This window comes from Mucilaginibacter flavus, assembly GCF_030409315.1.
Classification (GTDB): Bacteria; Bacteroidota; Bacteroidia; order Sphingobacteriales; family Sphingobacteriaceae; genus Mucilaginibacter; species Mucilaginibacter flavus.
The window spans coordinates 23,351-48,316 of the sequence record NZ_JAUFPS010000018.1 but is presented as its reverse complement, the minus strand read 5'-3'; the positions used below and the strand labels follow the sequence as shown (position 1 = coordinate 48,316).

At 42.6% G+C, this 24,966-nt stretch carries 21 protein-coding genes and 1 tRNA gene; 8 read left to right on the top strand and 14 right to left on the bottom strand.

Features of this window, described 5'->3' with window-relative positions; translation table 11 throughout:
• Positions 1 to 186: 186 nt before the first annotated feature.
• Together QWZ17_RS06340 and QWZ17_RS06335 are read right to left on the bottom strand one after the other, a co-directional pair.
• The gene (locus QWZ17_RS06340) at positions 187 to 741 is read right to left on the bottom strand and encodes a GNAT family N-acetyltransferase (RefSeq protein WP_290304219.1); all 555 of its coding nucleotides are present in this window, start codon (positions 739 to 741) and stop codon (positions 187 to 189) included.
• Between the two features lie 238 nt (positions 742 to 979).
• Entirely contained in the window at positions 980 to 1,450 is a 471-nt protein-coding gene (locus tag QWZ17_RS06335; protein WP_290304218.1) for a hypothetical protein, read from the bottom strand.
• A 330-nt stretch (positions 1,451 to 1,780) separates the two neighbouring features.
• Between QWZ17_RS06335 and kdpF the strand changes: the two genes are divergently transcribed.
• From kdpF to QWZ17_RS06310, 6 genes are all read left to right on the top strand, one after another.
• On the top strand, positions 1,781 to 1,858 hold the full coding sequence (kdpF, locus tag QWZ17_RS29625; RefSeq protein WP_076377293.1) for a K(+)-transporting ATPase subunit F: 78 nt from the start codon (positions 1,781 to 1,783) through the stop codon (positions 1,856 to 1,858).
• A gap of 11 nt (positions 1,859 to 1,869) precedes the next feature.
• Complete coding sequence (kdpA, locus tag QWZ17_RS06330; protein ID WP_290304217.1) at positions 1,870 to 3,585, top strand: potassium-transporting ATPase subunit KdpA; 1,716 nt, start codon at positions 1,870 to 1,872, stop codon at positions 3,583 to 3,585.
• A 150-nt stretch (positions 3,586 to 3,735) separates the two neighbouring features.
• Positions 3,736 to 5,763: a potassium-transporting ATPase subunit KdpB gene (kdpB, locus tag QWZ17_RS06325; protein WP_290304216.1), complete on the top strand. Its 2,028-nt coding sequence runs from the start codon at positions 3,736 to 3,738 to the stop codon at positions 5,761 to 5,763.
• Positions 5,764 to 5,872: 109 nt separating this feature from the next.
• On the top strand, positions 5,873 to 6,442 hold the full coding sequence (locus tag QWZ17_RS06320; RefSeq protein WP_290304215.1) for a K(+)-transporting ATPase subunit C: 570 nt from the start codon (positions 5,873 to 5,875) through the stop codon (positions 6,440 to 6,442).
• 290 nt (positions 6,443 to 6,732) lie between these two features.
• Positions 6,733 to 7,860: a sensor protein KdpD gene (locus QWZ17_RS06315; RefSeq protein WP_290304214.1), complete on the top strand. Its 1,128-nt coding sequence runs from the start codon at positions 6,733 to 6,735 to the stop codon at positions 7,858 to 7,860.
• 2 nt (positions 7,861 to 7,862) lie between these two features.
• Positions 7,863 to 9,575 (top strand): HAMP domain-containing sensor histidine kinase, encoded by a 1,713-nt coding sequence (locus QWZ17_RS06310; RefSeq protein ID WP_290304213.1) that lies wholly within the window; start codon positions 7,863 to 7,865, stop codon positions 9,573 to 9,575.
• A 224-nt stretch (positions 9,576 to 9,799) separates the two neighbouring features.
• On the opposite strand, the gene QWZ17_RS06305 is transcribed toward QWZ17_RS06310, so the two are convergent.
• The 9 genes from QWZ17_RS06305 to QWZ17_RS06265 form a co-directional block, all read right to left on the bottom strand.
• A complete protein-coding gene (locus QWZ17_RS06305; RefSeq protein ID WP_290304211.1) occupies positions 9,800 to 11,803 on the bottom strand; it encodes a M1 family metallopeptidase in 2,004 nt (667 codons plus the stop codon).
• Between the two features lie 401 nt (positions 11,804 to 12,204).
• Positions 12,205 to 12,552 (bottom strand): Spx/MgsR family RNA polymerase-binding regulatory protein, encoded by a 348-nt coding sequence (locus tag QWZ17_RS06300; RefSeq protein ID WP_290304210.1) that lies wholly within the window; start codon positions 12,550 to 12,552, stop codon positions 12,205 to 12,207.
• A gap of 68 nt (positions 12,553 to 12,620) precedes the next feature.
• Entirely contained in the window at positions 12,621 to 13,337 is a 717-nt protein-coding gene (locus QWZ17_RS06295; RefSeq protein WP_290304209.1) for an SDR family NAD(P)-dependent oxidoreductase, read from the bottom strand.
• Positions 13,338 to 13,357: 20 nt separating this feature from the next.
• Positions 13,358 to 15,820: a TonB-dependent receptor gene (locus tag QWZ17_RS06290; RefSeq protein WP_290304208.1), complete on the bottom strand. Its 2,463-nt coding sequence runs from the start codon at positions 15,818 to 15,820 to the stop codon at positions 13,358 to 13,360.
• A gap of 103 nt (positions 15,821 to 15,923) precedes the next feature.
• Positions 15,924 to 16,484: an aminoacyl-tRNA hydrolase gene (pth, locus tag QWZ17_RS06285; protein ID WP_290304207.1), complete on the bottom strand. Its 561-nt coding sequence runs from the start codon at positions 16,482 to 16,484 to the stop codon at positions 15,924 to 15,926.
• A gap of 109 nt (positions 16,485 to 16,593) precedes the next feature.
• Positions 16,594 to 16,947 carry a four helix bundle protein gene (locus tag QWZ17_RS06280; RefSeq protein ID WP_290304206.1) on the bottom strand — a complete coding sequence of 118 codons (354 nt, stop codon included), beginning with the start codon at positions 16,945 to 16,947 and terminating at the stop codon, positions 16,594 to 16,596.
• Between the two features lie 137 nt (positions 16,948 to 17,084).
• The gene (locus QWZ17_RS06275) at positions 17,085 to 17,669 is read right to left on the bottom strand and encodes a 50S ribosomal protein L25/general stress protein Ctc (protein WP_290304205.1); all 585 of its coding nucleotides are present in this window, start codon (positions 17,667 to 17,669) and stop codon (positions 17,085 to 17,087) included.
• A gap of 135 nt (positions 17,670 to 17,804) precedes the next feature.
• The gene (locus QWZ17_RS06270) at positions 17,805 to 18,749 is read right to left on the bottom strand and encodes a ribose-phosphate pyrophosphokinase (RefSeq protein WP_290304204.1); all 945 of its coding nucleotides are present in this window, start codon (positions 18,747 to 18,749) and stop codon (positions 17,805 to 17,807) included.
• A gap of 176 nt (positions 18,750 to 18,925) precedes the next feature.
• Positions 18,926 to 18,996 (bottom strand) — tRNA-Gln (locus QWZ17_RS06265).
• A gap of 216 nt (positions 18,997 to 19,212) precedes the next feature.
• Between QWZ17_RS06265 and QWZ17_RS06260 the strand changes: the two genes are divergently transcribed.
• Complete coding sequence (locus QWZ17_RS06260; protein WP_290304203.1) at positions 19,213 to 22,344, top strand: glycosyltransferase family 117 protein; 3,132 nt, start codon at positions 19,213 to 19,215, stop codon at positions 22,342 to 22,344.
• Between the two features lie 306 nt (positions 22,345 to 22,650).
• On the opposite strand, the gene QWZ17_RS06255 is transcribed toward QWZ17_RS06260, so the two are convergent.
• Together QWZ17_RS06255 and QWZ17_RS06250 are read right to left on the bottom strand one after the other, a co-directional pair.
• A complete protein-coding gene (locus tag QWZ17_RS06255; protein ID WP_290304202.1) occupies positions 22,651 to 23,604 on the bottom strand; it encodes an acetyl-CoA carboxylase carboxyltransferase subunit alpha in 954 nt (317 codons plus the stop codon).
• A 48-nt stretch (positions 23,605 to 23,652) separates the two neighbouring features.
• Positions 23,653 to 24,156: a hypothetical protein gene (locus QWZ17_RS06250; RefSeq protein ID WP_290304201.1), complete on the bottom strand. Its 504-nt coding sequence runs from the start codon at positions 24,154 to 24,156 to the stop codon at positions 23,653 to 23,655.
• 73 nt (positions 24,157 to 24,229) lie between these two features.
• Here QWZ17_RS06250 and QWZ17_RS06245 point away from each other — a divergent pair, with 73 nt between their 5' ends.
• The gene (locus QWZ17_RS06245) at positions 24,230 to 24,817 is read left to right on the top strand and encodes a Fic/DOC family protein (protein ID WP_290304200.1); all 588 of its coding nucleotides are present in this window, start codon (positions 24,230 to 24,232) and stop codon (positions 24,815 to 24,817) included.
• On the opposite strand, the gene QWZ17_RS06240 is transcribed toward QWZ17_RS06245, so the two are convergent.
• Positions 24,801 to 24,959: a hypothetical protein gene (locus QWZ17_RS06240; protein ID WP_290304199.1), complete on the bottom strand. Its 159-nt coding sequence runs from the start codon at positions 24,957 to 24,959 to the stop codon at positions 24,801 to 24,803. The two genes, QWZ17_RS06245 and QWZ17_RS06240, sit on opposite strands and share 17 nt — an antisense overlap.
• Between the last annotated feature and the right edge of the window lie 7 nt (positions 24,960 to 24,966).

Sequence of the window (24,966 nt, the reverse complement as noted above, 5' to 3'; positions counted from 1 at the left end):
CAAGCCAGTATTCTATTTGGGATATTATGATGTTTAGAAGACAGTTGTACAACACCCCGCTTTCACGTAGACACACAACATTTTGCGTCTTTGGGTGTATAGAGCAAATTTGTACCAGCCGATTTGCAAATTCGATTTGCACGCGGGAGACGCAAAATATTGCGTCTCTACAAAAAACTCAAACACTTACATGCCATACTGCAAATGCTCATAAACATCGCCCACAAAAATCTTTTTGTTAACCACTTTAAACCCAAGGTTCACATATAATTTTTTAGCCAGTGTATTTTGTTGATGAACAATTAGCCCGGTTATAAAATGTCCTTTTTGCGCGGCATATTCAATCAAAGATTTAATGAGCGCTTTGGCTATGCCTTTTCCCTGATGACTGGGGAATACGCTTAAACAATCAATATAATATTCGCCGGTCTGCGTTTCATCTGCTATAGCTTGATCAAAGCCACACTCTTTTTTAATATAATTCAAAAACGGAGTTCTTAATTTATCCAGATCGGCACCGTTGTAGCCTATGATCATACCGCAAACACCATTTTCATCTTCATAAACCAACGCGTTCTCGTAACTGTACTGGTTGCCGGTTTGGCGGGTAAATTTTTCAAACAGCTGCATGACATCAGCAGGATCATCACTGCCTGCAAATTTATTGGCAAGTTTATCCATGGCCAGGATAATCAGCTCACTAAGGGCATAGGCATCTGTTGGGATCGCTGGACGTATCATGAGGTATTTGATATTTATATTTTAAACACTTAAAGTAACGCCGCTCAAAGCAAAAAGCGTGGGCAGCAGGCAATGCCTGGAAAAAGAGTCAAGAGTCAAGAATTAAAACCGCTGCAAGAAATACAATCCCGCTTATCCTTTAACCCTAACAATCAAAGTTCAGATAATCCATTAATATAATCCCAGCACTATTCAGAAAGCATAAACTCTTTTCAAAAAAAACCAATTCTTGTAGCTATTACTGTTTGTTAAAAACCATGGGCGAAGGAACACAATCGGCATTTGGCGGGCAGGTAAAATAAAGGGAAAGCTTATTCTTTTGGTTATTTAAAGATACTTTATAGCTACTGGTTTTTGGGCCGTTGGTTGGGACAAGCTCCGTAGCAGGCCCATAAGTACTCTTTGAGTTTGTGTACGATTTAAGATTAAACATCATCAACGAATCGTTTTTAATGGTATAACTCCCGGTACTTTTGTAGCGATAGCCGATTACCTGCTTGGTAACCGAATCTGTAGCGATAACATTAAATTCCGCAGTTTGATCGCTTTTAAACTCATATTGCTGTATGCCCTGGAATTGGGTAAGGGCCCACTTGCCCGTAATATCAATGGAGGTGGTTTTTGTTTCTTTTTTACAGGCGGCAAACGTGAGCAATAGAACCACGGTTAGTAAACTTAAGGTTTGGATAGGTGCAGGTAGTTTTTTCATATCAATATTTACGGCTCAAAACGTAAGATTGATACATCCCTGCCAACATTTTCTTCAGAGGTGACGCACTGTCGCAGATTGATAATATCCTATCAAAATGATAGCCCATTTTTAATCGGTTCAACCATTTTAAAACCTATAAAACTAAATAAATAGCTGTAAATCATTTGTTTAATTGGTTTTGGTATTTATTGGCATCGGCTTGGTAAACCCTCCTGCAAAAACTAAAACTATGGATGTTTTACAGATTGCAATTTACGTGGTGACCTTTGCGGTCATCTTCTGGATCTTTTTCAAATCAGTTAATTACTTCGAAAAAATTTAATCACCATGATCGCATTATTCATTGTGGCCATAGCCGTGTTTGTATACATGGTGTACGTGCTGCTTAAACCCGAAAAATTTTAATTATTAAAATCATGAACACTGAAATTTCAGGTGTAATATTTACCTACCTGCTCACGCTTGCAATTGCCATTCCCCTTGGCCGTTACATAGCCCGTATTTTTAAGGGCGAGAAAACCTGGCTTGATTTCCTGGCCCCTGTTGAGCGGTTTATTTTCCGCTTTAGCGGCATCGATCCTAAAAAGGAAATGAACTGGAAACAGCATTTATTTGCCCTGCTTACCATTAATAGCGTATGGCTGATATATGCCTTTGTTTGTTTGATGGCACAAGGCCATTTGCCACTTAACCCCGATGCCAATACCGGCCAATCGCCAGATACCGCTTTTAATACCGCCATCAGCTTTTTGGTTAACTGTAACCTGCAACACTACTCGGGCGAAAGCGGTGCTACTTACTTTACACAGCACTTTGTGTTTATGTTTTTGCACTTTGTGTCTGCCGCTACTGGTATTGCCGCGCTTATTGTTTTGTACAAAGCCATGAAAGATAAGGTGACCGATAAATTAGGTAACTTTTGGGACTACTTTGTAAAATCAATCACCCGCGTATTATTGCCCATCTCATTTGTAATAGCGGTTATCTTCGCCTTTAATGGCATGACCACCAGTTACGCCGGAAAAGACACGTTTATTAGTATGCAAGGTGATACCGTTCACGTATCCCGCGGACCGGTTGCTGCCCTGGTAGCTATCAAACACCTGGGTACCAATGGTGGTGGCTGGTTTGGTGCCAATTCTGCCCATCCTATCGAAAATCCCAACTACTTAACCAATACGGTGGAGCTGGTTGCCCAATGCGTAATTCCTATAGCGCTGGTATTTGCCCTGGGTTTTTATTTAAACAAAAAGAAATTCGCCTACGTGATCTTCGGGGTTATGACACTGGGTATGCTGCTATTGCTTATCCCAACCATGAATGCCGAAATTAACGGCAACCCTGCTATAGCCCATATGGGCATCAGTCAGCCAACCGGTGCTATGGAAGGTAAAGAAGTCAGGTTTGGTCCGGCAAACTCTGCCTACTGGAGTGTGTTGACAACCATTATTTCCACCGGATCTGTTAACTCCATGCACGATAGTGCCATGCCGGTATCTGGTACCATGATGTTGTTAGGTATGATGGTGAACTGCTTTTATGGCGGCTGTGGTGTTGGCGTGCTTAACTTTTACGTCTTTATCATCATCGCGGTATTTATTTCCGGCTTGATGGTAGGGCGAACCCCCGAGTTTTTGGGCCGAAAGATTGAAGCCCGGGAAATGAAGATCGCATCGTTAATAGCATTATTACACCCCTTCATCATTTTGGTTGGCCTGGCCATATCATCATACGTGGTTGTGCACATGCCCGGTGCCGATTGGGCGGTTAAGCCATCAACCTGGTTAAATAATCCCGGTAATCACGGCTTTTCTGAAATGCTGTATGAGTATACTTCATCTGCTGCCAACAACGGTTCGGGTTTTGAAGGTCTGGGCGATGGTAACATTTTCTGGAACGTAACCACCGGTATTGTGATGATACTGGGCAGGTTTTTACCAATAATTGGTCCGCTGGCTATTGCGGGTTTATTGGCCAACAAAAAATACATACCAGAATCGGCCGGTACGTTGAAAAGTGATACCTCCACTTTTGGGCTGATGATCTTCGCGGTGATTGTAATTATAGCCGCGCTGTCATTCTTCCCGGCATTAGCCTTAGGTCCGATAGCTGAACATTTTTCATTAAGGTAGAAAAAAAGTGGGGCCTGTGCGAATCCCCTCTTGAGAGGGGCGGAGGGGTGTGTTTATCCCGCGTAGAACACACCCCGCAGCCGCACATTCCATCGCGGCCCCTCTCAAGAGGGGAACTAAAAAGCAGAATAGCTTAATAATTTAAAAATCATGAAAACCTCAAATACATTATTCCAGGGCGATCAGATGAAGGAAGCGTTTAAACAATCCTTCATCAAATTAAACCCACGCGTACTGTTCCGTAACCCGGTTATGTTTACCGTTGAAATAGGTACGGCAGTAATGCTTATTGTAAGTATATTTTCCTTTGCCAACAAAGGGCAGGGCAGCTTTGCCTATAACTTTACCGTGTTTATAGTACTGTTGTTAACTGTACTGTTTGCCAACTTTGCTGAGGCTATTGCCGAAGCACGTGGCAAGGCCCAGGCCGAAAGCCTGCGCAAAACCCGTGAAGAAACACCTGCCCGCTTGCTGGTTAACGGCAAAGAAACACAGGTAATGTCGAGCCAGTTGAAAAAAGGCGATGTGTTCATTTGCGAAACAGGCGATAACATCCCTACTGATGGCGAGATCATTGAAGGTATTGCTACCATAGATGAATCGGCCATTACCGGCGAATCGGCCCCGGTGATCCGCGAATCCGGTGGCGATAAATCATCCGTAACCGGTGGTACCAAAGTATTATCTGATAAAATTAAGGTAATGGTAACTACCCAGCCCGGCGAAAGCTTCCTGGATAAGATGATTGCCTTGGTTGAAGGTGCATCGCGCCAAAAAACACCAAACGAGATCGCTTTAACCATCCTGTTATCGGGCTTTACCTTAATCTTCGTGATTGTATGCGTTACCCTGAAACCTTTTGGCGATTACGCTAACACCCCTATAACTATAGCCGCGTTTATTTCCCTGTTTGTTTGCTTAATCCCAACTACTATCGGTGGCCTGTTGTCGGCTATTGGTATTGCCGGGATGGATAGGGCTTTGCGCGCCAACGTAATTACCAAAAGCGGTAAAGCGGTTGAAACAGCCGGCGATTTGGATACCCTGTTGTTAGATAAAACAGGTACCATTACCATAGGTAATCGTAAGGCCACTAACTTTTACCCAACAGCCGCGGTAAACGAGCAGGATTTTGTAATGGCCTGCGTATTAAGCTCGCTGGCCGATGAAACTCCCGAAGGCAAATCAATTGTTGAACTGGCCGAAACCGGCTCAAGTAAACTAAAAGTTGTTGCCCCTGCAAATTCGGTATTTATAAAATTTACTGCCGAAACCCGGTCAAGCGGTTTGGATACGCCCGATGGTTTGCGTATCCGTAAAGGTGCTTTTGATTCTATCCGCAACATCGCTTTAAAAGCCGGTAACCCGTTTCCATCTGATGTGGAAGATAATGTTAAAAAGATCTCCTCAAATGGCGGTACCCCGTTGGTGGTATCTCAAAATGAAAAGATACTGGGTGTAATTGAATTACAGGACATTATTAAGCCCGGCATTGCCGAACGTTTTGACCGCTTACGTAAAATGGGTGTTAAAACCGTAATGGTTACCGGTGATAACCCTTTAACCGCCAAATTTATTGCCGAAAAAGCCGGTGTAGATGATTTTATTGCCGAGGCTAAACCCGAGGATAAAATGAACTACATTAAAAAAGAGCAACAAGGCGGTAAACTGGTAGCCATGATGGGCGACGGTACAAACGATGCTCCTGCGCTTGCCCAGGCCGATGTTGGCGTGGCCATGAACAGCGGTACCCAGGCAGCCAAAGAAGCCGGTAACATGGTTGACTTGGATAACGACCCAACCAAGCTTATTGAGATTGTAGAAATTGGTAAACAGTTGCTCATGACGCGCGGTACGCTAACCACCTTCTCTATCGCTAATGACGTAGCTAAGTACTTCGCTATTGTACCGGCCTTATTTATGGTATCTATCCCATCGTTAAGGGCGCTAAACATTATGGCGCTACACAGTCCGGAATCGGCTATTTTATCAGCAGTGATATTTAACGCTATTATTATCCCATTGCTGATACCATTGGCTTTGCGCGGCGTGGAATATAAACCGATAGGTGCAAGCGCTTTATTACGCCGTAACTTATTGATCTACGGTCTGGGCGGCGTACTGATACCATTTATCGGTATCAAATTAATTGACCTTGCCGTGGGCGTATTCATTTAGATATGAGTATTGAGATATGAGATTTGAGACAAAAAACGTCGATAATTTCATGTCTCTAATTAAAAGTCTCATATCTAACATCTCATATCTCAAATCTAATTTTAAAACAATGAAAGCATATTTGTTGCCATCAATCAAGTTAACTATCATACTGATAGTAATTACAGCCGGTATCTACCCATTAGCGATAGCCGGTGTAGGCAAATTAACTCCCGGTCATGGTGATGGGGAAACCGTAATCTACAAAGGTCGCGTAGTTGGTTATGCCAACGAAGGTCAAAAGTTTACTAAAGACCAATATTTCTGGAGCCGCCCATCGGCAGTTGATTATAATGCTGCCGGTTCCGGAGGTTCAAACAAAGGCCCCTCAAACCCGGATTATTTGAAACAGGTGAACGATAGAATCACCGATTTTATGAAACACAACCCAGGCGTTACCCGCTCACAGATCCCGGCCGAACTGGTTACCGCTTCAGGTAGTGGTTTAGACCCTGATCTTTCGCCAGCCGGCGCGCAGGTACAGGTTGCCCGTGTTGCCAAAGTACGTGGCCTATCTGCCGATGCGGTAAGTAAACTGGTTGATGCCCATACCGAAAAACCTTTGTTTGGTGTATTTGGTCCGGCGAAGGTAAATGTGCTTAAATTGAACGTGACTTTGGATGAATTGAAGCCCCTCTAAATCTCCCCTAAAGGGGCGACTTTAAAAAGAAGTAGCATCAGTAACGATATGTATGAATGGTCGTATAGTTAATTAGTTTGATTATATGTTAGTTTGAGAAACGTTCATACGCTAAAATGGAGGGCCGCGAGGGCTCTCCTTTTATGGAATAAGGATTTTGGACGATGGGACTTTTAGACGATGGGACTTTTGGACAAAAGATTTTTGGAATAAGGATTTTTAGACAAAGGAATAAAGACAAATAATAAATTTAAAAGTCCTCCCCTTCAGGGGAGGATTTAGGTGGGGCTATGGAAGATAACAAAGAACAGTCGGTTGAGCATTTTCTGGAATTGATCAAAAAATCAAGGAGAGGGAAGTTTAAGGTTTACATAGGCATGAGCGCCGGTGTGGGTAAAACCTACCGCATGCTGCTGGAAGCCCAGGCTTTGCTGCGCAACGGTATCGATGTTAAAATTGGTTATATTGAAACCCATAACCGTAAGGAAACTGTTGCCCAGTTAGAGGGTTTGCCGGTTATTCCCCGTCGTAAGTTATTTTACAAGGGAAAGGAACTGGAAGAGATGGATTTGAAAGCCATCATCAGCCTGCGCCCAGAGGTGGTTTTGGTTGATGAACTGGCGCACAGTAACATTGAGGGTAGCAGCAATGAAAAACGCTGGCAGGATGTGTTGGAGATTTTGAATGCAGGCATCAATGTGATAAGTGCGGTAAATATCCAGCACATGGAAAGCCTGAATGAAGAGGTAGAGCGCATCACTGGGGCAACCATCAATGAGCGCATTCCCGATAAGGTTTTGCAACTGGCCGATGAGGTAGTGAATATCGACTTAACTGCCGATGAATTGATTGACCGTTTAAAGGAGGGCAAAATTTATGATGCTAAAAAAGTGCCAACAGCACTTAATAACTTTTTCCAAGCCGATAGAATTTTACAACTGCGCGAACTGGCCCTGCGCGAGGTGGCCCATCAGGTGGAGCGAAAAATAGATATTGAGATACCTAAAACCATTAAACTGCGTGCCGAACTTTTTTTGGCCTGCATCAGTACAAATGATGCATCGGCTAAAATAATTATCCGTAAAACGGCAAGGCTGTCGTCATACTACCGATCTAAATGGTTTGTTTTGTATGTGCAAACTGCCGGCGAAAGCAGCGACAAAATAAACCTGGCATCACAGCGGCACCTTATCAATAATATGAAACTGGCTACCCAGCTGGGCGGCCAGGTACTAAAAATAAAAAGCGACAGGATAGCCCAAACCATTTGGGAAACTGCCGAGAAATATGATATCACTACCATTTGCATAGGTAAGCCCCGGTTTAAATTTTACCAGCTTATCATGAAAACGGCAGTGTTTACCCAACTACTAAATAAAATGTCAAAAACTGATATTGACCTTGTAATACTATCATAATCATGACAATTAAAAATAAACTCCGCTCCGGTATCGGCTTTCTGTTTGTATTGGCATTAGCATGCTGCGGTTCGTCGGTATATTATCTTAATCGCCTGTCGGCCGATGCCGGGGTAATTTTAAAAGATAACTATAAATCCCTGCAATACGGGCAAGCTATTCTCGATGATATCGACGCTAATACCAGCACACTATCACCCAAACAATTTGCCGATATTGATAAAAATCTGGCTTTGCAGCAACATAACGTAACCGAACCCGGCGAGCAGCAATTGACGGATTCATTAACGGCGGTTTATCAGCAAGTTAAACTGGCCGGTAAGGATGCTGCGAGGCAAAGCGCTTTATTAAACCAGACCCGGCACCTGGTTTACGGTGTTATGCGTTTAAATATGGCAGCCATTGCGCATAAAAATGAAGTGGCATCTGATACCGCTAAAAGGGCCAATGTAATAGTGGCCATCAGCGCGTTTTTGCTGTTTACCATCGCGTTTACATTCGCGGTAAATTTCCCGGGATATATTGCCGATCCGTTGAAGGAACTGACAGCAAGGATTAAAGAGGTATCCAACCGTAATTATCATCAACAGATAGATTTTCACTCAGATGATGAGTTTGGCGAATTGGGGCAGGCCTTTAATACCATGACCAAGAAGCTCGATGAATATGAAAACAGTAACCTGGCCAGTATCCTGTTTGAGAAAAAGCGCATTGAAACCATTATCAATACCATGCAGGATGCCATTGTAGGGTTAGATGAAAAACAGTTTATCATATTTGCCAACGAGGTAGCTTGTAGCCTGATAGGCATGAGCACCGAGCAGCTTACCGGTGCTTATGCCCCTGATGTTGCCATGGAAAATGATTTGCTGCGCAATCTGTTAGTTACCGATCAGCCAAGGCTAAAGATTTTTGCTGATGGGAGGGAGAGCTTCTACAGTCGCGAATCGTTATCGGTAACCAGTAAAGCCAAGGTGATTGGTAAGGTGATCATACTGAAAAATATCACCGAGTATCAGCAACTTGATGAGGCTAAAACCAATTTCATCGCAACCATATCGCACGAGTTGAAAACGCCGATATCATCTATAAAAATGAGCCTTAAATTGTTGGAGGATGACCGCATTGGCGAGGTAAATACCGAGCAAAGGCAATTGCTGGAGAATATTGACGACGATGCCCGCCGCCTGCTGCAAATAACAGGCGAGTTGCTGGATATGGCCCAGGTTGAAACCGGTAAGCTGCAATTGAACTTTGGCAGCACCCATCCCCGCAATATTGTGGACTACGCCGTAAAGGCCATTAAATTTATTGCTGATCAAAAGCAGGTAAATATCAAAGTAAAATGTGATGATAGCCTGCCACAGGTACATGCCGATTTGGATAAAACTACCTGGGTACTCATCAACCTGCTATCAAATGCCATAAAATACAGCCACGAAAAATCGGCTGTAGAGTTGGTGGTCAAGAAACATAAAAGCGACGAAATAGAATTTTCGGTACAGGATCATGGTAAGGGCATCGAAGATCAATACTTATCACGTTTGTTTGAACGCTATTTTAAAGTACCCAACGCCACCGCCGAACAAACCGGCACCGGTCTTGGCCTTGCCATAGCTAAAGATTTTATTGAAGCCCAGGCAGGGCATATCACCGTTGACAGCGAAATTGGTGCAGGCAGCAGGTTTGCCTTTACGTTGAAGAGAGCGGCGTAGTGATTAGCCGCAACCTGTCGTCATCGCGAGTTTGTAAATCCAGGGACTCTGAAAGTGAAATGACAATATCAAAAAAATGGGGGCATGGGTAGCCTGCCGAAGCACGCGGGCGAAGGCCTCTGCGCGCGAGTCTTCGACAGGCTCAGACTGACGGCCCTCTTTGTTTTTTACAACTTGTGATGGGTAGGAACAAAAAACGCCCGGCATTTGCCGGGCGTTTTTTGTTATTTTTTAGTCCAAACGTTATTGTCTGGGTTGTAATCCGGTAATACTTTGTCCGGGTCGTAGGTAACAGAGTCAATTTCTTCTGTTGATGGATATTTGAATGTCCAGCTGGCGTTACGCTCCCAAATTTCAACCGGGAGTTTCATGCGCTCAACTTTACCGCTTTTGGTTTTTATTTCCAAAATAACCGGCATGGCCATTTTACCAAGGTTATCAATGGTGATCATAGCGCCTTTGGTAACATCGTTGTCAACATATTTAACGTCGCTCACGGCAACGTCTAAACGCCAGTCGTTAAGGAACCAGCCTCTCCAAAACCATTGTAAGCTTTCGCCCGACGCGTTTTCGATGGTGCGGAAGAAATCATCCGGTGTAGGGTGTTTAAATGCCCAACGGTTAATATAGGTTTTGAAAGCGAAATCAAAACGCTCAGGACCTAAAATTTGCTCACGTAACAATACTAAACCAGCACTTGGTTTTGCATACAATAAAGTACCTGTATTTCTTTCTTTAAGGTTAGCCGGCTGACTTAACATTGGCTCCAAAGTTGGCTTGGTAAAGAAATCACCAATTTTGTGCATATCGCCAGGTTTCCTGTAGTACTCGCCGCTGTTAAAGTTTTGGGTTGATAGTGTATTGATAAATGTGTTGAAACCTTCATCCATCCAACCGTATAAACGCTCGTTTGAGCCAACAATCATCGGGAACCAGGTATGACCAAACTCGTGATCGTTTACACCCCAAAGACTGCCTTTTTTTGCAGTGTACCCGCAGAAAACAATGCCGGGATATTCCATACCACCTACTATACCGGCAACGGCAGTAGCAGCAGGGTAAGGGAACTCAAACCATTTTGATGAGTTATATTCGATAGATTTTTTTACATACTCTGTTGAACGTGACCATGCGTCAGCACCGTCGCTTTCAACCGGGTAGGCAGATATAGCGATAGATTTTTTGCCGCTTGGCAGGTCCATTTTGGCAGCATCAACAATAAACGAGGCCGATGAAGCCCATGAAGCATCACGCGCGTTTTTGATTTTAAAGTGCCAGGTTAACGTTTTTTTACCAGCAGGGCGCGAAGCAGGGTTGGTAACCTCATCTGCCGAGCGGATCACTACAGTTTTTTCGCTGTTAGCAGCCTGTGCCCAACGCTTTTGCTGTTCCGGGGTATATACTTCGGTTGGGTTTAATAGCTCGCCAGAAGCTACCACAATGTGATTGGCAGGAGCGGTAATGCTCAGGTCGAAATCACCATATTCCAGGTAAAACTCACCCGGACCGGTGTAAGGCTGGGTATTCCATCCTAATATTTCGTCATAAACGCACATGCGTGGGTACCATTGCGCTATAGTGTATATCTTACCATTTTTTGATTTTTTATCATCAAGGTAACCCATACGGTCTGATCCGTAATTTGGAGATACAAATGAATATTCAATTTTTAACTTGGCAATGCCGCCGTTTGCAGTAACCTGTTTTGGCAAAAACACCTGCATACGGGTATCTGTGATCAAAAATTTAGCATCAACAGCTACGCCTTTAGCATCAACATATTTTACCGATTTGATTTTGTAGCCGGCATCAAACGCCTCGCCACGGCCCCAGTTACGGCTGCCCGTTGGTGGTACGATGGCAGTACCGCGAGAATCTAATTTAAATAAGTTTTGATCTAACTGCATCCATAAAAAGCCCAGGTTTTGCGGACTGTTGTTGGTATAAGTTAAAGTTTCTGAACCGGTAATTTCATTGTTTTGGTCGTTCAGTGAAGCCGCCAATGTGTAATCGGCTCGGTTTTGCCAGTATTTTGGGCCTGGCTGGCCATCGGCTGCACGAAATTCTGTTCCGTTTTTGGTGTAAAACGGCGGACCGAAAGTTTCATGATAATTGTAATCAGAAGCAGGGGATGTGGTAGGAGGAGGGGTTGGGGCTTGCTGGGCGTTACCCGCATTAAATGCAAGCACACAGGCCATGCTCAAGCCGGCCATCATTTTTAGTTTCATGTCAGTCAATTTTTTGAATATACAAAGCAAGTATACGCAAAAAAGCCTTTTTATATTACTGGTAAAATGATTGTTACGCTTTTATTAATTGGTGAATTAGCGAATTGATGAATTAGTGATTGATTTAGTAATAGTCTATCAATCAGGTGGATTTTGTTGGATGGAAGGGGCTGTTTTGTAACGTGCTCGGGAAATTATATGCGAACGATAGGAGGCACCTACGGAGCCCAATTGTTGCCATTTAAATTTACTATAAACACGAGGCTACGCTGTAGCCGGATGTTCAAACTTTTAGACTCCAGCGGAGTCACGTGTTTATAGCAAAAGCGCGTTGCTTTTTGGCTCCGTTAGGTGCCTCTTTTTAAGCGCGACTGTTTTGTAGGTGAAATCTTTGTTAGCTACTACTTCAAAAAGTGTTCTGCATAAACCTTCTCATCAAAACCAAAAAACAGGAAGCCATTATCTTCAATAACCGGGCGTTTGATCATACTGGTTTTTTGTTGCAGTAGTTGCAGGGCGTCGGTATTGGTTTTTACGCTTTCTTTAACGGCAGGGTCAAGCTGTTTCCAGGTGAGGCCTTGTTTGTTCATGAATTTTTCGTAACCGGCCTTGGTATCCCATTCCTGCAATTTATCGGCGCTTACGCCCAGCTTTTTAAAATCCTGAAAATCGTAATCAACATGGTTGGCTTTAAGCCAGTCGAGCGCTTTTTTTACTGTATTGCAATTGGTAATGCCGTAAACCTTCATGTGTTGGTAGTTTTAATGAACGCCCAAAATTAAACTTTTGCGGGTTTGTTTTATGTAAAATAATGAGCTTACATGCGGTTATATAAAAAGCCCGGCAAATGTTTAATAATAAAGGCGATGAGCCGCCAGCGTTTGGTAATGTAAACTACCTTGCGGTTACTTTCAATAGCCTTGTAAATTTGTAAAGCGGCTTTTTGGGGTGTTGCAACCCAAAACCGCCCATCGCCTTTAGCCATTGGTGTATCTACAAAGCCAGGGCGGGCGTCGGTTACAAATATGGGAAGCTTAAGGTTGGTGGCCTTTTGCCTTAACGCCTGCAAGTAATTAATTTGATATGCCTTTGATGCATTATAAGCAGGAGCATGCCGGCCGCCGCGCATACCCGCTATAGAAGTGATTGCTGTTAGGTGTCCTGATCCCTGCTTCTCAAAAAAGTTAAATGCCCAATCGGCAACGGTGGTAAAGCCCAATACATTAACCGCATTGGTTTCGTTTTCTATTCCGGGATCAAGCGATGGGTTTAAATCACCCGTACCCGAGCTGATGATCAGCAGATCAAGGCCACCTAATTCGGCTGTAAGTTTTGCTAAATGTTGAGGGATAGCAGTAGTATCAGTTACATCAAAAGCAGATGGTTTAAACTTTCCGGGCTTTAGCTCCTGCAACTCGGCCAATAATTCGGCGCGTCTGCCGGTAATCCCCACATGATAGTTGTTATCGGCCAATAAAATAGCCAATTGCCTGCCAATGCCCGATGTAGCGCCAACAACTATCGCTTTTTTCATAGCCTACAATATAACTATATCTATTGGTTTCCGCCGCCTTTGTTGCCTCCGCCCTTGGTATCATCGTTATTGATGCCGCGCTGGTTCTTTTTAATCTCGCTGTTGAGCTTGCCAAATTTATAGTTAAGCCTAATGGCAAAATTCCGATAAGGATTTGTGCCGCTATAGCTGTTATAAAAATCGACGGTTTTGGTGTAGCCGGTATAAGTACGGTATTTACTGTAAGGGTTATTGGCTACCAATGATACGGTGAATTTTTTATTGAAAAACTCTTTTGACAACACATACGAGTTAAATATAAACGCGCTCGATTTGCCTTGCAAAGTTACATCGCCGCTAAAGAAACCGGCATCAAGCGCCAGGCGGTAACCGCCATTAAATTTATAGGCCAGGTTACCAAACGCGTTGCCGGTATAACCCTGGTTGGTATAAAATTTACCGTTATAGGTTCCCTTAAGCCAAATGTGTGAGATTTGCCCGTTAAGGCTAAAGGTAAATTGCTTGGTGATATTGAAATTGGTATTTAAATTTAAACCCAGCGTTTTGTTGCTGCCCAGGTTTTGGTACGAAGTAAAGGTAACGGTATCCAGTTTAGTTGGCGAGATTTGCTCAACCTGAAAATTGCTGATTTGCTGGATAGAATTATTGGAGAACGCGTAACTTAAACCCGCGTTGATTGATCCTTTGGAAAAATTACTGTAAGTAAACTCAAATGTATTATTCAACTCGGGGCTTAAATTGGGATTGCCTGTTGTAATGAATTTAGTATTCGATCTATCTACAAACGGATTAAGCTGATAAATACCCGGCCGTTGTATACGTTGTGTAAAGCCAAAGTTTAAGCTGCTGGTTTTAAAGCTGCGTTGTAATGATATAGATGGTATCAGGTTGTTATACCCTCTATCCAGGGGCGTGCCCACAAAATCGGCGCTAACCTGGGTATGTTCCAGGCGCAGACCTCCTTTCAAGGTATACTTGGTGAATTTTACCTGGTAGGAGTTATATGCACTATACACATTCTGGTGATAATTGAATATGCTGCTTTGAGTCGTATCTACAAAGTAATTACCAGTCCCTGTGTCCTGGTTTTCGCGTTGAAAATCATTGAAGTTATCGCGCAGGATAACTTTGCCACCTGCTTCAATGTTTACCTTTTTTAACGGATATACGTAATCTAATTGAAAGGTATGTTCCCTGGTGGCCGGGTTATTATACTGGCGAAAGTTTGGATTATTTAACGCGTCGAAATTAACCCTGTCTGTAAACACGTTTTCGCTGTACTGCTTGCTCGGGCCGTAACTGTATTTGTAAGATGCTGTAAGCAACTCATCTTTATGGTTTTTAAAACTCAACTGATAGTTGATTGATATATCAGTACCCTGATCGTGGTTGATACCATCAGATGTTCCCGTGTAGGCTTGGTTCACAGCCCCTGTTTTATCTGTTTGTACGGTATGCTGCACACTATTCTGATCAAAATTACCACGGAACAGCTCAAATGATGCCGTTAACAAGTTTAAAGTATCTATTTCATAACTTAACTCGGCATTGGCGTATTTGTATTTGCCGCCAAAAGAACCTGTACTGTTTTGAGCTAAAACAGATTGCGTTGCAAATTGCGTTTGTGAGCTTGCATTACTATTATTAACCTTATTTTGATTGCCAAAACCAGCATAGCCTGATAAACCAAACTTGCCTTGTTTAACGGTGGCGTTTAAATTGTAACCTGGTCCCCAGATACTGTTATACCGCATGTTGAGGCCAACGTTATAACCCTGGTCGGCATTTTTTTTGGTGATGATGTTGATGATACCCGATAGACCCTCGGCATCATATTTTGCAGGGGGCGTAGTAATTACCTCTATCTTTTCGATATTGGTTGCAGGCATGGCTTTCAATATATCCGATGGGTTTTTGGCCATCAAGGCCGATTCTTTGCCGTTAATCAATATCTTATAGTTACCACTACCCTTGAGTTTTATTTTATCATCACCATCAACTGCTAAAAGCGGTACTTTACGCATCATATCTAAAGCAGATATCGCTTTGCTTTCCGGATCGGCGGTTACATCGTAAGTTAGGCGGTCAACCTCCTGCTTCATTACCGGCCTTACCGCTGTAATGTTTACTTCGCCCAATTGCTTACTGGAAGCCGATAGATAAATCTTCCCTATATCGGCTACATTTCCGGTAAACTTAACAGGAATGGTTTTAGCAGCATAACCAACAAAAGCAACAGCCAGCTGGTAGGTTTTACCTTCGGAGGCTTTCAACTCAAAGCTGCCATCATCTTTGGTTAAACTGCTTTTTACTGATGTTTTGGTGGCCGCATCCTGTAAAACAACGGTAACATACCCTAAAGGTTTATTTACGGCCGAGTCAATAACCACGCCCTTAACTACAATATTATTTATGGTAGGAGCTTGCGCGAATGCTAAAGCGGAGATGTAGCAGCAAAACAGCGAGAGTAAAAATTGCTTCATAAGGTATTTAGGAGATAAGACGCCCCAAGATACCCAAGTGTTGCAACCCGGGAAAGATATTTAACAAATTTTAACTAACGGCTTAGTTAACAGTAGGAAAGAATTATTTATTAAACCTGGTCATGGTTAATTCGGTGCCGATGGTGGCAAAACCTTTGATCATTTCTATCGAGCGATCTATCAGCGCCGGCAATTCCGGTTTTTCATCATCATCAAAACCACTAAGTACATAATCAACCTGCCTGCCTTTGGGGTAGTTATCACTTACGCCGAAACGCAGACGCGCGTAGTTGTTGTGGCCAAGCACAGTCTCTATATTTTTTAGTCCGTTATGCCCGGCGGCGCTGCCTTTGGGTTTAAGGCGCAAAGTACCCAATGGTAAGGCAATATCATCCACAATAACCAAAACGTTTTCGACCGGAATTTTCAAATCCTTCATCCAATGGTTAAGCGCTTTGCCGCTCAGGTTCATGTAGGTTGTGGGTTTGATAAGGCACAACGTACGCCCCTTAAAAGATACCTCGGTATAATAAGCTAAACGCATGTTATGAAACTTCGCGTTTTCCTGCTTAGCCAGTTCATCAAGCACCATAAAACCGATATTATGCCTCGTATCAGCATATTCGGGACCAATATTTCCGAGTCCTACTATTAGATATTTCATTTTGGGAACAAAGATTTTTGGAGCAAAGATAAAGGATTTATGGATTTAGGACTTTTGGGGTAATAGATTATGAATTAATCTATTTTACGAGCATGATGAGAGATTAAGGTCAGGAGGTTATACTGTTCGAAAAGGCTTTAATTTGTTTTTGTAAGGCTTGAACCCGATTAATGAGGACCGTGTAATCGGTATCACACGTCAAGTTACATTGTTCTGCAATAATAAGTTGTGTTTCTAATTCAAAAGCAGAGCCGAGACTGATAGAAAGAAAGTGAGCAAAATCTTTTTCTGATTTTCTTGCAGATCCTTCCGCTATATTAGATGGAATAGAAACAGCTGCCCGGTACAATTGACTTGATATTCCAAACCTGTGATCGCTTGAGAATTTTTGTGTGAGGAAATAAACCTCTCTTGTTAATTCAACAGAATCTATCCAGATCCGCAATTGTCTAAAATTATGCATAGATATATTTTACAAGAGAATCAATTTGTTTCGTCCTCAGAATGAAGCCCAAAGTCCTTGCTCCTTACTCCAAAAATCTTTTATCAAAAAAAAACGCGGTAGGCAAAGCCTATCGCGTTTTTTTACCAAAGGGCAACTTATTTTTTGCCTGAAGCAGCTTCTTGCTCAGCTTGACGTAATGCACGTGAAGTTGTTACAGAAACGATAGTATCTTCTTTAGCGTTAGTAATTACAAGGTTATCTAATTTAATATCAGATACCTTTACAGATTTACCAACTTCTAATTCTGCAATACTTACTTCAATAGCATCCAAGTGCTGGCTTGGCAATGCTTTGATACGCAGTTTCCTTAGTTTTTGAACTAATTTACCACCCACTTTAACACCTGGTGAAGTACCGGTTAATTTAACCGGGATCTCGATAGTGATTGGCTTTTTCTCGTCAAGCAGTAAAAAGTCGATGTGGATGATTTGTTCAGTCAGTGGGTGAAACTGAATGTCTTTGATGATAGCTTGTGATTTAACACCAGCAATTTCAAGTTCGATGAAATGAACAACCGGAGTGTAAACTACGGCTCTCAGATCAGCTGCGGACACAGAAAAGTGGGTTTGTGTAGCCCCACCGTAAAGAACTGCAGGCACTAAGCCTAAGTAACGCAGCTCTTTCGCGTCTCTTTTCCCTACGTTCTCTCTTAGAGAACCGCTAATAGCAATTGATTTCATTTGTTTGTTTTTATTTATTGTTAAGCCTCACCCAACCCTCTCCAAAGGAGAGGGCTTGATAAGGATATTTTTATTCTTTCTTTATGCCCCGTTTATGTCAAGTCCTCTCCTTTGGAGAGGATTTAGGTGAGGCTCTTAATCTACCTTAAACAACTGGCTAATTGAGCCGTGCTCGCTTACGTTGTTTATCGCCTTTGCAAAAAGCTCGGCGGTTGATAGTACTTTTATTTTTGAGCTTTGCTGTTTAAGTGGGATGGTATCTGTAACTATCAGTTCGGTTAGTACCGAGTTTTCGATAGTTTCATACGCCTTGCCCGATAATACTGGGTGTGTACAAACCGCTCTTACGCTGCGTGCGCCACGCTCCATGATCAATGCTGCTGCTTTGGCCAGTGTACCGGCTGTATCGCAAATATCATCTATCAATACAATATCCTGATCGGTTACATCGCCTATCAGGGTCATACTTTCAATTTCATTTGCACGCTTACGGCGTTTATCGCAAATTACTACCTCGGCATTAAAGAATTTGGCAAAACCACGTGCCCTGTATGAACCACCCATATCCGGCGATGCAATAGTTAGGGCTTTTAAACCAAGACTTTTAATATATGGCACAAAAATAATGGAACCGTCCAGGTGATCAACCGGGATATCAAAAAAGCCCTGAATTTGCGCTGCGTGCAAATCCATGGTCATGATGCGGTTAATACCTGCGGCAACCAATAAATTAGCTACCAGTTTCGCGCTTATAGCCACGCGGGGCTTATCCTTTCTGTCCTGCCTGGCCAAACCAAAGTAGGGTACCACGGCACTTACATAATGCGATGATGCACGGCGGGCGGCATCAACCATCATCAGCAATTCCATCAGGTTATCGGTAGGTTGGTGCGTGCTTTGAATCAAAAACACATCACATCCTCTTATCGATTCATTAAAGTGAGGTTGAAATTCGCCATCGCTAAAGCGGGAGATAACCACATCGCCCAATTCCTGACCATAAGCATCAGCAATTTTGTTTGCTAACTCTTTTGAGCCCGAACCTGAGAATAATTTAACCGGATTAAATTGTAAAGGCATCTTTTATGATTTTGGATTTCGGATGTTCAATTTCGGATTTGACTGACCTTCAATCTGTTGTTATTGAAAGGTAAAGCAATTAGTTCGTTAGCAACCTCCTAAAACACAATTCGGATTTCAATTTTTTAAAACGGATATACTCCGTGATCAAAAATTCGAAATCCGAAATTTTATTGTTGCCCGACCAGGATTCGAACCTAGACAAACGGTACCAAAAACCGTCGTACTACCATTATACTATCAGGCAATCTCCTTTGGTTTGTAACTTACTCCCCGAAAAGGAATGCAAATATAAGACGATTTTTTGACTCTCAAAATAGAATTTAAAAAAAGTGTTTTTTTGTTTCAAAAGCGGTCCAAAGCGCGTTAAAATGTGTTAACAGGGCGCTTTTGTTTTTAGCATAGGGATAGTTTTTATTACTTTCGGGCTACATTAAACCTCTTGCTATCGATTTTGTCCGATATGAACTACTCAAAAATCAACAATATTTTCGGCTGGGTGGCCTTCGTAATTGCCGCCCTGACTTACATTTTAACCCTTGAGCCATCTGCAAGCTTTTGGGATTGCGGCGAATTTATAGCCTGCATTTACCGTTTACAGGTAGCCCACCAGCCGGGAGCGCCTTTGTTTACCATGATAGGCAAGGTGTTTACGCTATTATCTATGGGTAATAATAACAAAGTAGCGTATTGGGCCAACATGGCATCGGCATTGGCGAGTGGGGCAACTATTATGTTTTTGTTTTGGACCGTTACCGCCCTTGCCAAAAAGATATTAGTTAAAACAGCAGAGGACCTAAACATTGGTAACCTCATCATTATTATAGGCTCTGGACTGGTTGGGGCTTTAGCTTATGCATGGTCGGATACTTTTTGGTTTTCGGCAGTTGAGTCGGAGGTTTACGCGCAATCGTCTTTATGTACAGCCATAGTTTTTTGGGCCATATTAAAATGGGATGCCCACGCCGATGAGCCGCATGCCAATAGATGGATAGTATTTATAGCCTACATTATGGGTTTATCCATAGGTATTCACTTGTTAAACTTGTTAGTAATTCCTGCTATAGCCTTGGTTATCTATTTCCGCAAGGCGCAAAAGGTAAGCGCGCAAGGCACAATCCTGGCATTTTTGGCTGGTGTAGTGTCGGTAGCGTTTGTATTATGGGGAGTAATTCAATTTACGGTTAAAGGTGCCGCTTACTCCGATCTGCTTTTTGTTAATACCCTTGGTATGGGTTTTGGCAGCGGCGCTATCGCTTTTTTTGTTTTGATGATAGCCACTATTGGTGCGGGTATCTATTTTACCATCAGTCAATCTAAAGTGGCTGTTATCGTATCGGCAATATGTTTTGTATTGGCGCTTGGCATTAGCACAGGTATTATTGGTGTTGTAGTAGGCATTGTATTGTTGGCTGTGCTGGAGTATGCCCTAAAGATCCGCGAAAAACGTTTTGCGCTAAATAGCTTTTTTGTTTGCCTGCTGTTTATTTTGTTTGGGTACAGCTCGTTTGTGATGATTGTGGTACGTGCCAAAGCCGACCCTAATTTGAATAATAGCGATCCGCAGGATGCTTTCGCGTTAAACAGCTATCTCAATCGCGATCAATATGGAGATACACCTTTATTGTACGGCCAGTTTTTTGACTCGACACCAACAGATCAAACGGAAGGTGCAACTATTTATCGTCGCGGTAAAGAAAGGTACGAGGTAGCCGGTAAAAAGCTGACTACCGTTTATGACCGTAATACTTTATTTCCGCGCATGTTTAGCGATAAGGCTGGTCACCCCCAGTTTTATAAAGCATGGAGTAAGTTGGGGCAGGATGAAAAACCAACCTTTGGCACCAACCTGGGTTTTTTTGCAACCTGGCAAATTAACCAGATGTACACACGCTACTTTTTATGGAACTTTGTAGGGCGCACCAATGATTTGGATGGGCAAACCAGCAACAGCGGTGCCGATGGTAACTGGATAAGCGGCTGGAATTTTAAAAAGCCTTTGCCTTCGGCGGTTACCGATAGCAAGAGCTATAACCGTTTATACTTTTTACCACTTATTGTTGGTTTGGTTGGCTTGTTTTTTCACTTTAAAAAGGATCAGCAGAATGCAGGCGTGGTATTGGTTTTGTTTTTTTTCACCGGTTTAGCCATTGTGCTTTACCTTAACCAGGACCCTCTGCAGCCACGCGAACGTGACTATGCGTATGCCGGTTCGTTTTATGCCTTTGCCATTTGGATAGGCCTTGGTGTAATTGGCATTGCCGATATTTTGCGTAAAAAACTTGATGTTAAAACCAGCGGTATTATAGCTTCTGTTGTTTGCCTATTGGTTGCGCCTATATTGATGGCGAGCCAGGAGTGGGACGATCACGACCGATCTACCAAACTTACCCCGCATGATATGGCTTACAATTACCTTAACTCTTGTGCACCAAATGCCATTTTGTTTACCTATGCCGATAATGACACTTACCCGCTTTGGTATATTCAGGAGGTTGAAAACGTAAGGCCCGATGTGCGTATTGTAAACCTTAGTCTGCTGGGTACAGACTGGTACATCCGCGGTATGAAACACAAGATGAACCAATCTGAGCCATTGCCTATTACTATGCCCGATGATAAATTTAAAGCGGGTGTGCGTGATGTAATTTACCTCAATGATCAAAAATTACCGGGCAATTCAGAGTTAAAAGAAGTTTTTGATTTTATAACTTCTGATGAGAAAGAGGCTATGGTACAATATAATAATGGTGATCTTGGTAACTACCTGCCGACTAAAAACTTCAAGATAACCGTTAATGCCAATGATGTTTTGCAAAGCGGCACCGTACCGGCCAGCCAGAAAGATAAAATTGTTCCCGAAATGGATTGGACCTTCGGCGGCAGGTATGTAACTAAGGATGTTTTGGCGATGATGGATATACTGGCCCATAATAACTGGAAAAGGCCCGTTTATTTTGCAACAACGGTACCCGATGAAAACCTGATAGGTTTAGGTAAATATTTATACAGCGAAGGCTTTGCCAACCGCTTGCTGCCTTTAAAACCAGATACTGCCAGCAAGGCCGATTTAACCAACACGCCGGTAATGTATAATAACATGATGAACAAGTTTAAATGGGGTAACATGAAAAATGCCACATACCTTGATCACGAGTCGTATACCATGTTTTACCCGCTCATCAGCAGGCTATATTCAACACTGGCAGATAACCTGCTTAAGGAAGGACACCCGGATTTGGCGAAGAATGCATTGAAGAAATATGATGATGTAATGCCGAACAATATCCCGAATACCGAGATAGCCATCCGCAAATATTACTTGATAGAAACCGCTTACCGCCTGGGCGAAACGGAAATGGCCAACAAACTGGCCAACACCGTGTATAACTACGTTACCAACATGCTCGATTATAATTACACGCTGCTACAAAACAACGAAGTAAGTATAGAAAGCAGGGACATTCAGTATTCCATGTCGATGCTTAACGGGCTGGTTGAGTTTACCCACGACTTTAAACAACCAGAGTTGAATGCGAAGTTTGATAAGCAATTTAAAGCGTATGAGCAGAAATTGGGAATGGGAGGGAAGTAGGGGTTTAAGAGTCAAGAATCAAGAACCAAGAGTCAAGACAGCTTCAATCTTCGCAGCTCTGAAAATAAAAGTCATCCTGGAACTTGTTTCAGGACCCATTAATATAGGTATCCAACATGAAATATACTCAGCATGTGGAGTGCTGAAATAAATCAGCATGACCGTGGTGGTAACCATAAAACAAAAAAAGCGGCAACTGCCGCTTTTTTTGTTTTATGGTTTAAATCCTTTGTCTAAAAGTCCTTAGTCCTTGCTTCAGAGTTTTATTCCTTTATCTAAAAATCCTTACTCTTTGCTCCCCAAAAATTATTCATTAACCACACCCATCGAGCAGAATTTTTCGATGCGCTCGTTAACCAGTTCGGTGATATCTTTTTCGTTAAGGGTTTTGAGGTCTTTTAATAGCTGTTTTTTGAGGGTAGCAGCCATGGCAACCGGGTCCTGGTGTGCACCGCCAAGTGGTTCTTTGATAACGCCATCGATCAGCTTGTTTTTAAACATCTCGTTTGATGTTAATTTCAATACTTCGGCAGCGCGCTCTTTGTTTTCCCAGGTTTTCCAAAGGATGGTTGAGCAGTTTTCTGGCGATATTACAGAATACCATGAGTTATCCAGCATCAGAACTCTATCGCCAATACCAATACCTAATGCTCCGCCAGATGCGCCTTCGCCAATAATCACACAAATGATTGGCACTTTTAATACCGACATTTCTAACAGGTTGCGGGCAATGGCTTCACCTTGTCCACGTTCTTCGGCTTCCAAGCCTGGGAATGCTCCAGGGGTGTCGATTAAAGTAACAACCGGTTTGTTGAATTTTTCGGCCATTTTCATCAGCCTTAAAGCTTTGCGGTAACCTTCGGGGTTAGCCATACCGAAATTACGGTACTGGCGCTCCTTGGTGTTCCGGCCTTTTTGCTGACCGATAAACATTACGGTTTGGCCGTTAAGGGTACCAAAACCGCCAATGATGGCTTTGTCGTCACCAACGGTACGGTCGCCGTGCAATTCAATAAAATCATCGCACATCAGCTCAATATATTGCAGGGTATATGGCCTTTCGGGGTGACGCGAGATCTGTACTTTTTGCCAGCCGGTAAGGTTGCCGTATATTTCTTTTTTGGCGCTTTCTAATTTGGCTTCCAGTTCTGCAACCGTTGCCGACATATCCAGCTTGTTTTTATCTTCCACCTGTCTTACCTTTTCAATTTGCTGCATCAGCTCGGCAAGGGGTTTTTCAAAATCAAAAGTTATTTTCATACACTTTATTTGGGGCTGCTAAATTAAACAAATCCAACGGCAAATATATCAATTATGATTTTGCAATGCTTCCAGCTTTTTTATTTGCTGTGGCGATAGCAATTTCCAGGTGTTATAGCAGGCTATTAAAATGGCATTTCTCAGTTCGCCGTAGTACAATCCCGAGCGGTTGCCATAGTAAATGAGGCTGCCTTCATCTGTTCCTTTTTTTAGCGCGTTATCTAAAGCGAGCTCGTTGGTGATGATAAATTGGCCCATTTCAACCCGTTTACGATGCAACTCCTTAGCAATGGCGGTAATTTTCGCTATTTGTATCGGACTAAGGCCCGCCTCCTTTTTAAACTTTACAGCGGTATCCGGCATGGGGTAATGATTAAGCTGAGCAACCAGGGCCTGGTTACCAAAAATACCTTCGCCTTTTAACAACGCGTTGTATTCCACATCTGTTAGTGTTTTTACTGTTGATTTTTTTAGGGTACTATCTACAGCCTGTGCGTTTACTACGCTATAAAAGAGCAGGATTAGTATGAGAAGGGGGAGTGTTTTTAACATAGATAGTGCAGTTTATAAAAAATCTGCAACAATTAGGCCATAGTGCTTATATTATCCATAAGTTTATAGTGCTATGAAATATACCACGCCAGATGATCAAAATGAGATATTACCTAATCTGCTGGGTTTAAAATCATATGACGAAATAGTGGAATCGGAATTTGAAGGCTTTTTAAAGGCCGAGATTATGCTGGCAGAATCACTCACGAAGCGAACCAAGTTCAACCTAAATTATATTCTTAACATCCACAAAACAGCGCTTTCTCATTTATATTCCTTTGCCGGAAAATATAGAAGTGTGAATCTATCAAAAGGAGGTTTCCCTTTTGCCGCTGCGCGCTTTTTACCATCCACAATGACTGCTTTTGAGCAGGAAATTCTTTTAAACCTGCCATCTGCCTATAAAATCAAAGATGACCTTATTCGGGATGTTGCAGTTGTGCATGGCGAGTTGCTATTTATTCATCCCTTTAGAGAGGGTAACGGGCGTACAGCTCGTATACTCGCAAATTTAATGATGCAAAAACAGGGTTATAAACGTTTGCAGTTTGAAAAGATTGGAGAACAGGAGTTTGAGTTTTATGTTTTAGCCGTACAACAAGCTGCTGAGAAACGATATGATAAAATGGAACAACTCATTCGAGCTATTTTCCCAGATTAAGCTCTACTCTTTTTAATGCGGCAGTAGCTTTTTCGTCCGAAATATGGATGCCTTCAATTCGAAAAGAAGCCACCATTGATTTTAAAATATCTTCTCTCAAAGAGTTATTTTGTTTGGTGGTTTTACTTGTTTTCGATTTCATTGTTTAA